Genomic DNA, 12,998 nt, shown 5'->3' with positions numbered 1-12,998 from the left:
ATTCAAAACGGCGGATGCCCGCATCAAACTCGCTAAATTATACCCGACCCAATAAGGTTTCTCGACCAGTAGCACGTATTTTTTTCACTATTTCTATCCGTACTGGTACGGAGAAGCTGGTCCGTACCAGTACGGACAAAAAAAGGCCCGGCCGGAGCATTGCTCCGGCCGGGCCTGGGAAGAAAGAACGTAGCCGGATGGTGGTCCGGCAAAAAGCAGAAGCTGTTTAGGAATCCGATTTTTTGTCGATTGTCATCCTTCACCTGGCGTCCGCCTGCGAAGGACCTCATCACGGGGGCTCATGTTGGAATTAGGCCAATATGAGCACTCGTGATAAGGTCCTTCGCAGGCGGACGCCAGATGAAGGATGACAGGTAGAGGATGACAGGTGAAGGATGGCAGACTGCTTGACTTTCTAAACAGCTTCGGTGTTAGAAGGTGAAGCGCAGACTTACGGCGGCATCGTTGTAGAAGCCGGTATAGCCGTTGAAGACCTCGAAGAAAGGCTTGTAGTCGACGCCCACCACGAAGGGCAGGTCTTCCAGCTTATACTCCAGGCCCAGGATCAGGTCGGCGCCGATAGCGAGGTAAGTGGTTTCATCGGTCAGGTAAACCCGGTTCCGGAAGTAGTCGTCTTTGTCTTTGCGGCCCCGGTAGTAACGGCCGTCATCGAAGTAGTAGCGGCCCTGGTAGGAGCCGGCGTGGAAGCCCGCCCCGTAGTAAAACTGCAAACCCTGCACATCGGCCAGGCTTTTGTGCTTCTCGCCCAGCAACGTCAGCCGGGCACCTTTGGCCCGGTACTCAGTCGTGAGCAGGGCCTCCAGCGCCACGCCGTTTTTACCGCTGAGGAAGTGCTTGACGGTCAGCCCCGACGAATAGCCGCCGCCGCGCAGGCCAATACCGGTGGAGTAGCCCGAGCTGCCGCTTCCGCCGCCGCCGCTGCTTTTCTTTTTAGACTGGGCCTGCACCGTCAGCCCCGGGAGTACCAGCAGGAAAAAAAGGAAGGAAAACCACAAACGTTTCATAAGCCAACGAGGGTAAGAGAAATGAGAAGGAGGACAAAAGTAAGCAACCAGCCCTAGACTTAGGGACCTGGGTCGCCTGGTGCCGCAATTTCATCCGACAAGTGCACCAGGATTCCGCCGCCGTCATCTTCGGCGGCCTGCAGCATGGCCCGGGCCACCGCGGCCGCCGGTAGCGGCCTGAATTTACGCAGGGGCCCCAGCAGCAGCGGATTCAGCAGGCGCAGCAGCACGGCCCCAACCTGCTCCCCGGTGCGCCGGGCATCCCGCTCGCCGAGCAGCAGGGAGGGGCGGAAAATATGAATCGCCCGGAACGGGGTCCGCCGTACGGCCTGCTCCATCTCGCCCTTCACGCGGTTGTAATATATCCGGGACCCGGCATCGGCCCCCATAGCGGATACTACCATGAACTGCGCCGCGAAATTGGCGGCCGTTATGGCCGCCAGCTTCACCACGTAGAGGTAGTCGACTGTATAAAAAGCCTCTTTCGAGCCGGCCTGCCGCATGGTGGTCCCGAGGCAGCAGAACACGTCGTCGGCAATCAGGCCCAGGCGGTGCTCTTCCAGGTGGTCAAGTTCCAGAATGCGCTGGTCCAGCTTCGGATGCACGTGCGGTACCGGCCGCCGTCCCACGGCAATTACTTTGGCATAGCGGTCGGAGGCCAGCAGCAGGGGCAGCAGCTGACTGCCGATCAGGCCGCTGGCACCGGCGATAAGAGCAGTTTTCTGAAGTTTCATGGCGCGCTGGGGCGAGGTAGTCAGGAGGTAGGTCAGCAGGCAGGGCTGGCAGTTTCATACGCAGGAATGCCAGCCGGGAATGAAACCACCGCCGAAGAATTCAACCCCGCCTATTCGTCGGCTACCAGCCGGGTTTCCTCGGGCAGGAGCTGGACGAGACCCCGCCTGTAAAGCGTGCCCAGGGCTTTTTTGAAGACCTTCTTGCTCATGCCCAGCCGGCGGTAGATGTCGTCCGGTTCGCTTTTGTCCGAGAGCGGCAGCAGGCCATTGCCGGTGCGCAAAGCCGCCAGCAGCGTGTCGGCCGCGTCGAGGGCTTCGTCGTAGCCGGCTTTCTGCAGGCTGATGTCGAGTTTGCCATCGGGGCGGACCTGGCGGACGTAGCCCGTGGGGGTGTCGCCGAGGCGCAGGGGCCGGAACACCTCGTTGTGGTAGAGCAGCCCCTGGTGGGTGCCGTTCACGAGGACGGGGTAGCCCAGGTCGCTTTCATCGGCCACGAACAGCTGGACCACGTCGCCGGCCTGGCCCTCAAATGGCGTATCGGGCAGGTACCGCTCCCACTTGGCGCTGGCCACAATCCGGTCGGACGTTTCATCGAGGTACACGAATACGGTCACGCGCTGGCCGGGGCGCAGCGCGCGGCGCTGGTTGCGGTAGGGGAGAAACAAATCCTTTTCCAGGCCCCAGTCCAGGAAAGCGCCCACCTCCGACACGTCGCGGACGGTAAGGGCCGCGAACTGGTTCACGCGCACCAGGGGCTCCAGGTTAGTGGCAATGAGGCGGTCTTCGGAGTCGCGGTACACGAAGACGCGCAGCCGGTCGCCGATCTGAGTGCCTTCGGCGACGTATTTGCCCGGCAGCAGCAGGTCACCGTCGTCGGACGTCAGGTAGAGGCCGAAGTCAACCGCGCGGGCTACTTCCAGTTCGTTAAAATCGCCGAGCGCAAGCATGGGGTCAATTAAAAATGAAGAATTAAGAATCAAAAATGCCTTGTACGGGATGCTCAGGCTGTTTCTACGCCGTTCGGCCAGCCCTCTGCTACCAGAACGGCAGTCGTCGGCAAAGGTCCGAAGAAGCATCCCCGCGCCAATAATTTTTAATTTTTTAATTCTCCGTTTTTAATTGACCCACGCGGTCCGGCTCACTGCCGCCAGGTCCGCACGTAGCGGCTCTGCGGGTCGTAGCGCCGGGCTTGCTGGGCCACATCGAAAGCCGTGTCGCGCACATCCGTGCCCGTGCCGGCAATGTATTTCCAGTTGCCCCAGTTCGAGGCCGGGTCATGGTCGATGAGCCGGTGCTCGAACCAGGCGGCTCCCCAGCGCCAGTCCTGGTGCAGATCGTGGATCAGGTAGCTGGCCGCGTTCTGCCGGCCGCGGTTGCTCATAAATCCCGTGGCGGCCAGCTCCCGCATGTTGGCATCCACAAAATCGTTGCCGGTGCGGCCGGCAGCCCAGGCATCAAACACGGCCCGGTCGGGCTGGGCAGGCTTGGGGAGCTGATCGCGCAAACCGGGCCACCCGAAAAATGCCGGCCCGGACCGCTGGGCCAGCAGGCGGAAATAGTCGCGCCACAGCAGCTCCAGCCGTAGCTGCAGCGCCCCTTTGCTGCGGGCCCCATAAGTGGCATCGTAGCCGTCGATGGCCGCCCAGATCTGCCGGGCCGACAGGCTGCCATTGGCCAGCCAGGGCGAAAATTTGGTGCTGAAGGCTTCCCCCAGCAGTTGATTGCGGGTATCGTCGTAGCGGCCAATGAGGTGGCGCTCCACGGCGTAGTCGTGCAGCCGCGCCAGCGCCGCCGTTTCGCCCCCGCCCAGCGCGGGGAGGGCCGAGCGTGGGTCACGAAGCGGCTGGGCCAGGGCGGGCTGGCCCAGCCGGGCCGCCAGCGCAGAGGCCGTGGGGAGGGACGCGGGTACGAAACCGACCGGCAGCCGGGGCAGCTGGCGCGGAGCGGCATAGGGTGGTCGTACCGGAGTCCGCACCGCTACGTCGAACCGAAACTTGCTGAACGAGAACGGCAGGTTGCGCACCGCAATGGGCAGATCAGCGGGGTGGAGCAAGGAAAGCGTTTCAAAGCGGCGCACCGGGATCTGAGAACCCAGGGCCGTGGTCAGGGCTGCTTCGGCCGCCAGCTCCTCCGTGGTGTGCTCCGCGCTGGTCCAGATGGCACTCAGGCTCAGCTGCCGGGCTAGCTGGGGCAGAACCTCCGCCGGCCGGCCCACCACGAAGTGAATTCCCGACCCCAGCCCGGCATAGCGTTGCTGCAGGTCGGCCAGGGTTTCCAGCAGGAACGCCAGCCGGTGCGGCCCCGTTTTGGGTAAGCCCAGATAGGCATCGGGGCCCAGCGCTGCCGGGTCGAAACAGTAGACGGGCAGTAAAGCGGAAGCATCGGGCGGCAGGGACGCCAGCACTTCATTGTCGTGCAGGCGCAGGTCGTTGCGCAGCCAGTAGAGAACGGTCATCGGGGAGAATAGGGCAAGGTGCTGGTGTGCTAACAGCAAAGCTGGTTACTAAATCTAGGACTTACGCAAAACCCTCCTGGTGCCATTTCACGCAGTGTTTCGCAGTGTTAAACCGCAGTGTTTCGCAGTGCGAGGACGTTTAACACTGCGAAACACTGCGGTTTAACACTGCGAAACACTGCGGTTTAACACTGCGAAACACTGCGTGAAAGCATTTTGCGTAAGTCCTAAAATCAAAATGTCTGTCATCCTTCATCTGGCGCACGCCTGCGAAGGACCTTACTCGCATATCCTGCCAAACCTGGTTAAACGCGCAGAGTTTTTCCCGTGGTGCGGAAAAGGAGGTTGTGCGGTGAAAGGGATTTTAGAGTGTTACAAGAGGCCGGTCCTTCGCAAGCGGACACCAGATGAAGGATGACAGGCAACAAAAAATCAGACTTTCTAAACAGCTTCGATACTTCCTGGCGGCCCTCCGGTTATTCCGTCCCCCGCCGCGGGCCAGCGGCGCCGGGGCAGGCTAAATAAGCTGTCCGGCTTCCGGCCCCGCGGGCCTGGTCCGGTGGTGGGTCGCTATTCGTAGCGCACCAGGCCGGGCTGGGCAAAGCTGAAGTCGCTGAAATCGTAGTAGGGGCGGGAGCTTTCGAAGATGCGCAACCCGTTGGGCGAATTCTGACCCCGCGGATAAAACCCCAGCAGAATCTGCACGGTCCGGATAGCCGTGTACTCGTTGCGGAAGCGCAGCCCCAGCCCCACCCCGCTGTAGGGCGTCTGGCGGAAGGGTAATTCGCGGCCGGGGGTGGTGGTCAGCCACGCCGCGTCCAGAAAGCCCACCGCCGCCATCCGGAACCCCAGAAACGACACGGGCGTGTACACCGTAGCTTCGTAGTTGACCACAAACCGGCTGGTACCGCGCAGATTCGTGGTGGGCTGAAACCCGCGCAGGCCCCGCTCGCCATCGATGGCCAGGAGCTGCTCGCCGGGGCTGCGGTTGAAGCCAATGATGGAGCGGTTCCAGAAGAAGTGCCGCCACTGCCAGTTGCCGGTGTGGTAGAGGCGGGTGAAATACAGCAGCTCCGTATTCAGCAGCCCCTGCTGCCAGGTGTTGTCGCGCCCCCGCAGGTAGCTGCCGAACTCGCCGCTCAGGTAGAGGTAGCCACTCCGCACACTGTAGCCGGCGGTAGATGCGCGCAGGGCATAGTAGCGGCGGTTCGCCGCGGTACTGCGTTCATAACCGGTAGTCAGACTCAGCAGGGTCCCCGTCGGGATATCCTCAGTGCGGCCGAAGCCGAACAGGTATTTGTCTTTGTAGTAGCGTCGTACGCTATAGCCCACCGTGGCCAGCAGCAGCGTATTATCGACGAAGGTCGGATTGGGCCGGACCATAAAGTTGGTGTTGATAGCCCGGGCCGAGACAATGACGCGGCCCGGGTTTTCGTAACCCAGGTCGTAGCTGCGCAGGCGCAGGGCGCGGCCCAGCCATACATCCTGCACATCGTAGCGCAGGGGCTCAAACACGTAGGGCTCACCCGGCGGCGGCTCCCGGAGGGTGACGCCCCGGTCAACCATCGTAAAGGCCGCCGCCCCGGCATACTTCGTGTTCACCGAGTAGAAGCCCCGGGAGACTACCACGCCGGTTTCCCGGTACTGGTACAGGTTGCGGTGAGTGGCCTGGGCATTCACGAACTGCCGGAACGGGACCAGGTAGCTCCCCTCGTAGCTCCACGACTGGGGCTCATTGCGCCCATACTCCACCCGGTTGCGGAACTGGTGGCCCTGGCCCAGAAAATTCACGTCGCGCAGGGCTATGATCCCGGCCCCTACGTCGCGCAGCTGAACCGAGCCCCCGAGGCTGAATATATCCTTGGTGATGATCTGGATGTCGACGCTGTCCTGGTCGGTGGTGGCTTCATTCACAAACACCCGGGCGTCGAGGATTTCGGGCGTCTGGCGCAGCAAGCGCTCGGACTCCGCCAGGGCCTGGGGCTGCAGTTCGACCCCCACCCGAAACAGCAATACCTGCCGTACCCGGGAGCGGACCGTTTTGATGTGCAGCGCATTGGCACTCTTCTCCAGGATGTTCTTGGGCTGGCGCGCTGGGTCGCTGATGCTATAGCCGAAGGCATCGAGGGCACTGATGTTGACGCTGCGGATGATCTTATAGTTGTGCTGGTCAAACTGCCGGTCGAGCAGCTGGGCATCGAGGCCGGCGCGGTCTTCGCTGCGGGCCGTGAAGTTGAACAGGGCCGAAGCCGCTTTGCCGGCGATGGTTTTGCGGCGGGTGTAATTCTTGAGCCCCAGCAGCATTTTTTCCTGGTCGAAGCGCCGGCGCAGGGAGTCGCGGCGAACTTCGGGCTGCGTGCGGGCCGAGTCGGTGATGACGGGCCTGGTGGGCTGCTGCGCCCGGGCAGGACCGGCCACGCCCAACAGCGCCACCACCCATAGGCAGCAACGAAGCACGAACGAAACGGCAGCGGGGCGAAACATCATCAGAAAGACCCAACCCCGCCGCCGTGCAGCAAGTGCCAACACGACGGCCGGGGCAACGCCCGGCAAGGTACGCATTGCCGGGACGGGCCCGCAACCCCGGAAGCCGCCACCAGCCGTCGGCGAGCTGCGGAACAACGCCCGGCCGCAGCAATCCTGGTCGGGCTCCACGGGCCGGCCAGTCGGGGTGGAGCGCCCCGGGGAGGAGAGATAATGTAGCCGGTAAAGAAACTATTACTAAAAAAAATAGCTTAACCAGGAGTTGCCTGGTTCAAGGTAATCACCTATTTTTAAGCCGTAAAACAGCCCCGATGAACGAGCGAATTCAGGAAAAGCTAAGTATATTAGCTGATGCGGCCAAGTACGACGTGTCGTGCTCAAGCAGCGGAGGCAAGCGCAAGAACGAAAACCGGGGGCTGGGCAACGCCGAGGGCATGGGCATCTGCCACAGCTACACCGAGGACGGCCGCTGCGTGAGCCTGCTGAAAATCCTGCTCACCAACCACTGCATTTTCGACTGCGCCTACTGCGTATCGCGGCGCTCCAACGATGTGAAGCGCGCGGCTTTCACGGTGGATGAAGTCGTGGATCTGACCATGAACTTCTACCGGCGCAACTATATCGAGGGCCTGTTTCTGAGCAGCGGCATTTTCTCCTCGCCCGACTACACTATGGAGCGGCTGGTGCGCATCGTGAAGAAGCTGCGCACCGAGCATAAGTTCAATGGCTACATCCACGTGAAAGCTATTCCGGGCGCTTCGGAGGAGCTCATTACGGAAGCCGCGCTCTATGCCGACCGTCTGAGCGTCAACATCGAGCTGCCCTCCGAAATGAGCCTGCAGAACCTGGCGCCGGAGAAAAACTACCAGCAGATTCTGACGCCCATGGCCCAGATCCGCGACGGTATCCGGCAGAATAAGGAAGAGAAGGCATTGTTCAAAAAGGTGCCGCAGTTTGCCACCGCCGGCCAGAGCACCCAGCTGATTGTAGGCGCCTCGGCCGAAAACGACCGGCAAATCATTCAGCTCACCGACTCCCTCTACAAAGGCTACGGGCTGAAGCGGGTGTACTACTCGGGCTACATTCCGATTACGGACGATGCCCGCCTGCCCCAGCTCACCCAGCCCCCGGTTATCCGGGAGCACCGCCTCTACCAGACCGACTGGCTGATGCGCTTCTACGGGTTTGAGGCCGACGAAATCCTGGACCCCGAGCATCCTTACCTGGACCTCGAAATTGACCCTAAGCTGGCCTGGGCCCTGCGCAACCGCCACGTTTTTCCGGTAGACGTGAATACGGCCGACTACGAAATGATCCTGCGCATTCCCGGCGTGGGGGCCCGCTCGGCCAAGCGTATTGTGGCCGCCCGTCGCTTCTCTACCCTCAGCCTCGACCATCTGCACAAGTTCGGGGTGGTACTCAAGCGGGCCAAGTTTTTCCTCACCTGCCGCGGCCAGGCCCTCAATACCCGCGACTACGACGAGCAGACCATCCGCCGTCAGATTCTGTTCGGGGCTGGTTCCGTGCGCTCGGCGCTGGTCACTCAGCAGCTCGACTTATTCGCCCAGGCTTCTTAAACGCGTTTTTGGTTGTTCGTTGTTGGTTTTTGGCTTTCATTTGGCCTGATCAGGTCATGCCAGATGAAAGCCAAAAACCAACACCCAAAAACCAACACCCAAAAACCAACAACCAACAACCAAAAGCCAAAAACCAAAAACCATCTGCCATGACTGTCTCCCACCGCGCTGCCGACGCGTCGGCTGCTCCGCTCGAAGTAGTGAAACCCATGAAAGTAGCCCGTATAGCCTGCTGCTGCAAGCTGTCGGATTTGCTGCCGTTGGTGCAGCAAATGCACGAAACGGCGCGTGCTAACGCGGCCGCCCGGCAGCATCCGGAAGCGGCTTAAATCCAAGCAGCTTGTGCCCTGTCTGCGCCCGAACCGCCTTATTCGCGGAGGGTCTGGTTGCTAACGCCTGACTGTGTGCCTATGCCCCGTTCCCTTCCTTCCCGTCATCGTTCCACTGCCGCCCCTTCAGCCGTCGGCTCCGCGCTGCCGCGTCCGGCGGCCCCGGCCCTGACGAACCCGCCGCTGGACTACAGCTACGACGGCTCGTTCGAAGGTCTGCTGTCGGTGCTGTTTGCGGTTTATGACCGCAAGGCCGCCCCGAACAGCATTCAGCCAACGGGGTCCACGCAGGGGGGCTTGTTTGCGCAGCCCGTAACGGTGGAAACGCACGAGCCGACCGCCACCCGCGTCTGGGACGGCCTACTGCGCCACATGGATCAGGAAGCGCGCACCCGGCTGTTTCATACGTTTCTGAGCGAGCAGCCGGAGCGGGAAATGCTTATTTTTCGCTACGCTGACCTGGCTATGCGGGCGGGCCGCGACATTTCCGAAAACTACGCCGACGAAACCGTGCGCCGTATTGCCCGCATCGCCCAGCAGATGTACCGCGAAAAGCACCGCATGGAGGCGTTCGTGCGCTTCGAGAAAACCGCCGACGGCCTGTTTCACGCCACCATCGAGCCCGACTTCGACGTGCTGCCGCTCATCGCGCCCCACTTCACCAGGCGCTACGCCGACCAGCGCTGGCTGATCTTCGACCAGCGCCGCCGCTACGGCCTCTATTACGACCTGACCCGCACCGACGTCGTGCAGTTCGAGGCCAGCTCCGGCCAGCGCTCCACCGACATTTCGGCTACGGTACTCGACGAGCGGGAGCCGCTGTTTCAGCTGCTCTGGCAGGCCTATTTCGACCACGTGAACATCCCGGAACGGCGCAACCTGAAGCTGCATCGCCGGCACATGCCGTTGCGCTACTGGAAATATCTAAGCGAAAAGCAGCCCCGGGAACAGCGGTTTGAGCCTATCCGGAATAAGCGGCCGGTGCAGCCAGGCGGGCCGCTGTTGCCGCCACCCGATGCGGCCGGTGCTGGCAGCGAAGCCGGAAATGGCTAATTTGCCGCCGCAAAATCCTCTTTTCTATCTTCCTGCTTTCTGGTTTCTATGGGTACGATACTCGTTTTCGGTGGTACCGGCCAGCTCGGCCAATGCCTGCAGCACGTTGCGCAGGAGCGCCGGCTCACCAACCTCGTCTTTCTGCCCGAAGCGCAGGCTAACATCCTGAACGTGGCCACGCTGACGGCCGAATTTGCCCGGCATCAGCCCGCGTACGTCATCAACTGCGCCGCCTACACGGCCGTGGATAAAGCCGAAGACGAGGTGGACCTGGCCCGGCGCGTAAACTGCGACGGGGTAGAAAACCTGGCGCGGCTGTGCGCCAGCCATGGCAGCACGCTTATCCATATCTCCACCGATTTCGTGTTTGCGGGCACCGGCAACCAGCCGTTGCTGGAAACCGACGAGGCAGCGCCCATCAGCATCTACGGCCTGACGAAGCTGGAAGGCGAGCAGGCCATTGCGGTCCATACCAGCCAGTATTTCATTCTGCGAACCAGCTGGCTTTATTCCGAATACGCCAACAACTTCGTGAAAACGATGCTGAAGCTGGGCCGGGAGCGGGACGAGCTGAAGGTGATCTGGGACCAGGCCGGAACGCCTACGTACGCCATCGACTTAGCGGGCTGTATTCTGACGATCATCGAAACCCGGAACCAGGAATTCGGCATCTACCACTACAGCAATGAAGGCCTGACGTCGTGGTACGACTTCGCCAAAGCTATTTTCGAGCTCAGTAATACGCCGGTTCGCGTCCTGCCGATCCTTACCGTGGAGTATCCTACCAAAGCCGCGCGTCCGGCGTACTCGGTTATGGATAAGACAAAAGCTAAAACCAGGCTTCAGGTGACGATTCCGCACTGGCGCGACAGTCTGAAAGAATGCCTGAGCAGATTATAGAACTGCGCCCCCGAAAAAAGCAGCGGCGCCGGTGCCAACGGTCTGTTGCCTAGGCTCGGGGCCACCTTGCAACCGGCATTATCGTCCGTAGTAACGGTTTATCAGGTACGCTGCTCCCACGAAGCCCAGGCCTACGCCGCAGACACCCGGCCACTGGAAGTGGGCCCAGGCCAGCGCCCCGAGAAAGGAACCGGCCGAAGCCCCCACGAAACTGGCCGTCATATACACGGTGTTGAGGCGGCTCCGGGCTTCGGGCAGCAGCACGAAAATGCGGGCCTGGTTGGAAATGTGGGTCATCTGCTGGCCCACATCCAGAATAACAACTCCCACAATGAGCCCTACCAGGTAGTACCCGGTGCCGGCCAGCAGCCCATACGCCGCCAGCACCAGCAGAATGCCCAGGTTCAGCGCGTGGTCAGCGCCTTTGCGGTCGGCCGACTTACCGGCGAAGGAAGCGGCGAAGGCCCCGCTGGCCCCGATGATGCCGAACAGCCCGGCCACGTCGCTGTGGTACTGATAGGTCGTTTCCAGAAAGAACACCAGCGTCGTCCAGAAGGCGCTGAAGCCGGCAAACATGCAGGCCCCCACCAGGGCTGAGCGGCGCAAAAGGGGGAGCCGCCAGGTCAGGGTAACCAACGATTTCAACAGGCTGCCGTAGCTGCCGGTGAACGTGGGCTGGCTGCGGGGCAGCATACGGGCCAGAATGCCGCCCAAAGCGACCATGACGCCCGCGCCGAGCCAGAACATGGTGCGCCAGCCAAAATGGGCCCCCACGTACCCACTGACAGTCCGCGAAACCAGGATTCCAATCAGCAGGCCGCTCATCACTTTGCCGATCACCCGGCCCCGGTCTTCGTCGCTGGCCAGGGAAGCCGCCATGGGAATCAGGAGCTGGGGCACGGCGGAGAACAGCCCAATGAGCAGACTTGCCGCCGCCAGTAAAGCAAACGTAGGAGCGAAGGCGGCTCCCGCCATGCACACCGCCGCGCACAGCAGCAAAGCCAGGATCAGGCTTTTCCGCTCCCGCTTGTCGCCCAGCGGCACCACGAACAGCAGCCCCAGCGTGTAGCCGATCTGGGTAACGGTGGCCACGAGGCTTACCCGGGTGTCGGACAGGCCAAATGTTTTTCCGATTTCAGCCAGCAGGGGCTGGTTGTAGTAAATGTTGGCCACTACCAGCCCGCAGGTAATGGCCATGAGCCATACCAGCGCCGGGGCCAGGGGAGCGGGGGAAGAATCAGGACGAAGGTCCTCTGTCACGGGCCGAGCTTCAGCCGCTACTGCTACTTTCATGGGGCAAATTATCACCACGGCGACGGGTGCCGTTGGCGGAGTTGGCCCCGATAAACCGGGGTTGTGCCAGCAAAGTTACTACTTCGGTCCTATTCAGTTCCGGAACGGGAAGGGAGACGCCATACTTCACGTCCCCCGCGTGCTGACGCTGCTATACTCCTCGCGCAGTGATTTGCGAAACCGCCGTAGGGTGCGGGGCTTGCCCCCGCCGGTCGTGGAACGAACTCCTATTGATTCGTTCACCGACGGGCTGCGCCACCAGTATATAACCGTGTGACGTCGGTTATTGAACGACGAGACGCAAATCTGAAGGTCTCTACCCTCGTTTAGAAAACCCGGTTACGATACCGCGTACTGCTTCTTGTACAACCCCGGGGTCACGCCCTCATACTGCTTGAAGAGCTTCTGAAAATACGCGGTGTTGTTGAAGCCCGCCCGGAAGCACACGTCGGCGACGGTGCTCAGCGGGTGACGCAGCAGGCGCTTGGCTTCGGCCAGGCGCTCCTGAATAACATACTCGATAGGGGTGAGGCCCAGCTCCCGCTTGAAGACGCGGAAAAAAGTGGCCTTGCTCATACAGGCCAGCGCACTGAGCTTTTCCACCGTGAGCTGCTCGGTGAGGTGCTGCTTGATATACTGCACCACGTGGGCGAAGCGGTGCGACGTGGCGTGCTGCTGGTAGTTGTGAAAGATAAGCTGCCGGGCCTGGGTCTGCATCAGCCGCACCAGCATTTCCTGAACAGTAAAACCGGCCAGCACGTCCTTGGCGCGGCCCGTGTCGCGCGAGAGCTGCACCAGGCGCTCCAGGGTGCTGGTGAGCTCGGGCGTATTCTGGAAGTGGGCGTGGTCGGTGGTGTCCAGCTGCCAGGGCAGGTGCTCTTCGGCCCGGGGCTGCTGCTCGTTGAGCAGGTCGATGGTCTGGCGGATGGTATCGGTGGGAATGGCCACGGCCAGGCACTGGGTCGGGTGCGCTGCATCGGCTTCGGGAAAGTCGATGACCATAGTCTGGTCTTTGCCCACGATAACCGACTCGCCGGGCAGGTACTCAAAGGCGGGGCGGCCGGCCAGGTGCATCACCTTCTTGCCCCGCAGCATCGTCGTCAGCACCAGGTGGCCCATATTCAGCGGCACGCGGTGCGCCGTCTGGT

At 61.6% G+C, this 12,998-nt stretch carries 12 protein-coding genes; 5 read left to right on the top strand and 7 right to left on the bottom strand.

Features of this window, described 5'->3' with window-relative positions; all coding sequences use genetic code 11:
* The coding region (locus tag ABD833_RS16215) for a hypothetical protein (protein ID WP_345074397.1) at nucleotides 1–230 on the top strand (230 nt) is incomplete at its 5' end.
* A 201-nt stretch (nucleotides 231–431) separates the two neighbouring features.
* Here the strand turns inward: ABD833_RS16215 and ABD833_RS16210 are convergent.
* The 5 genes from ABD833_RS16210 to ABD833_RS16190 all read right to left on the bottom strand — a co-directional run bounded on the left by ABD833_RS16210 (nucleotide 432) and on the right by ABD833_RS16190 (nucleotide 6,671).
* Complete coding sequence (locus ABD833_RS16210) at nucleotides 432–1,025, bottom strand: hypothetical protein (RefSeq protein ID WP_345074396.1); 594 nt, start codon at nucleotides 1,023–1,025, stop codon at nucleotides 432–434.
* A gap of 59 nt (nucleotides 1,026–1,084) precedes the next feature.
* Nucleotides 1,085–1,759: an NAD-dependent epimerase/dehydratase family protein gene (locus tag ABD833_RS16205; protein ID WP_345074395.1), complete on the bottom strand. Its 675-nt coding sequence runs from the start codon at nucleotides 1,757–1,759 to the stop codon at nucleotides 1,085–1,087.
* A gap of 110 nt (nucleotides 1,760–1,869) precedes the next feature.
* Nucleotides 1,870–2,706, bottom strand: a complete 837-nt coding sequence (locus ABD833_RS16200; RefSeq protein ID WP_345074393.1) for a CvfB family protein — start codon at nucleotides 2,704–2,706, stop codon at nucleotides 1,870–1,872.
* Nucleotides 2,707–2,897: 191 nt separating this feature from the next.
* Nucleotides 2,898–4,214 carry a DASH family cryptochrome gene (locus ABD833_RS16195; protein WP_345074392.1) on the bottom strand — a complete coding sequence of 439 codons (1,317 nt, stop codon included), beginning with the start codon at nucleotides 4,212–4,214 and terminating at the stop codon, nucleotides 2,898–2,900.
* Nucleotides 4,215–4,784: 570 nt separating this feature from the next.
* Nucleotides 4,785–6,671: a BamA/TamA family outer membrane protein gene (locus ABD833_RS16190; protein WP_345074391.1), complete on the bottom strand. Its 1,887-nt coding sequence runs from the start codon at nucleotides 6,669–6,671 to the stop codon at nucleotides 4,785–4,787.
* A 338-nt stretch (nucleotides 6,672–7,009) separates the two neighbouring features.
* Here ABD833_RS16190 and ABD833_RS16185 point away from each other — a divergent pair, with 338 nt between their 5' ends.
* The 4 genes from ABD833_RS16185 to rfbD all read left to right on the top strand — a co-directional run bounded on the left by ABD833_RS16185 (nucleotide 7,010) and on the right by rfbD (nucleotide 10,557).
* Nucleotides 7,010–8,275 carry a putative DNA modification/repair radical SAM protein gene (locus ABD833_RS16185; protein WP_345074390.1) on the top strand — a complete coding sequence of 422 codons (1,266 nt, stop codon included), beginning with the start codon at nucleotides 7,010–7,012 and terminating at the stop codon, nucleotides 8,273–8,275.
* A gap of 149 nt (nucleotides 8,276–8,424) precedes the next feature.
* The gene (locus tag ABD833_RS16180) at nucleotides 8,425–8,604 is read left to right on the top strand and encodes a hypothetical protein (protein ID WP_345074388.1); all 180 of its coding nucleotides are present in this window, start codon (nucleotides 8,425–8,427) and stop codon (nucleotides 8,602–8,604) included.
* Nucleotides 8,605–8,685: 81 nt separating this feature from the next.
* Nucleotides 8,686–9,657, top strand: a complete 972-nt coding sequence (locus tag ABD833_RS16175) for a TIGR03915 family putative DNA repair protein (protein ID WP_345074386.1) — start codon at nucleotides 8,686–8,688, stop codon at nucleotides 9,655–9,657.
* A gap of 48 nt (nucleotides 9,658–9,705) precedes the next feature.
* Nucleotides 9,706–10,557 carry a dTDP-4-dehydrorhamnose reductase gene (gene rfbD / locus ABD833_RS16170; protein WP_345074385.1) on the top strand — a complete coding sequence of 284 codons (852 nt, stop codon included), beginning with the start codon at nucleotides 9,706–9,708 and terminating at the stop codon, nucleotides 10,555–10,557.
* 78 nt (nucleotides 10,558–10,635) lie between these two features.
* On the opposite strand, the gene ABD833_RS16165 is transcribed toward rfbD, so the two are convergent.
* Both ABD833_RS16165 and ABD833_RS16160 read right to left on the bottom strand, forming a co-directional pair.
* The gene (locus tag ABD833_RS16165; protein ID WP_345074384.1) at nucleotides 10,636–11,850 is read right to left on the bottom strand and encodes an MFS transporter; all 1,215 of its coding nucleotides are present in this window, start codon (nucleotides 11,848–11,850) and stop codon (nucleotides 10,636–10,638) included.
* Nucleotides 11,851–12,189: 339 nt separating this feature from the next.
* A partial coding sequence (locus ABD833_RS16160) for an AraC family transcriptional regulator (protein ID WP_345074382.1) occupies nucleotides 12,190–12,998 on the bottom strand: 809 nt, incomplete at its 5' end.

Source organism: Hymenobacter fastidiosus, assembly GCF_039539565.1.
GTDB lineage: Bacteria > Bacteroidota > Bacteroidia > Cytophagales > Hymenobacteraceae > Hymenobacter > Hymenobacter fastidiosus.
The sequence above is the reverse complement of the archived record's forward strand: the minus strand, read 5'-3'. Positions and strand labels throughout refer to the sequence as shown.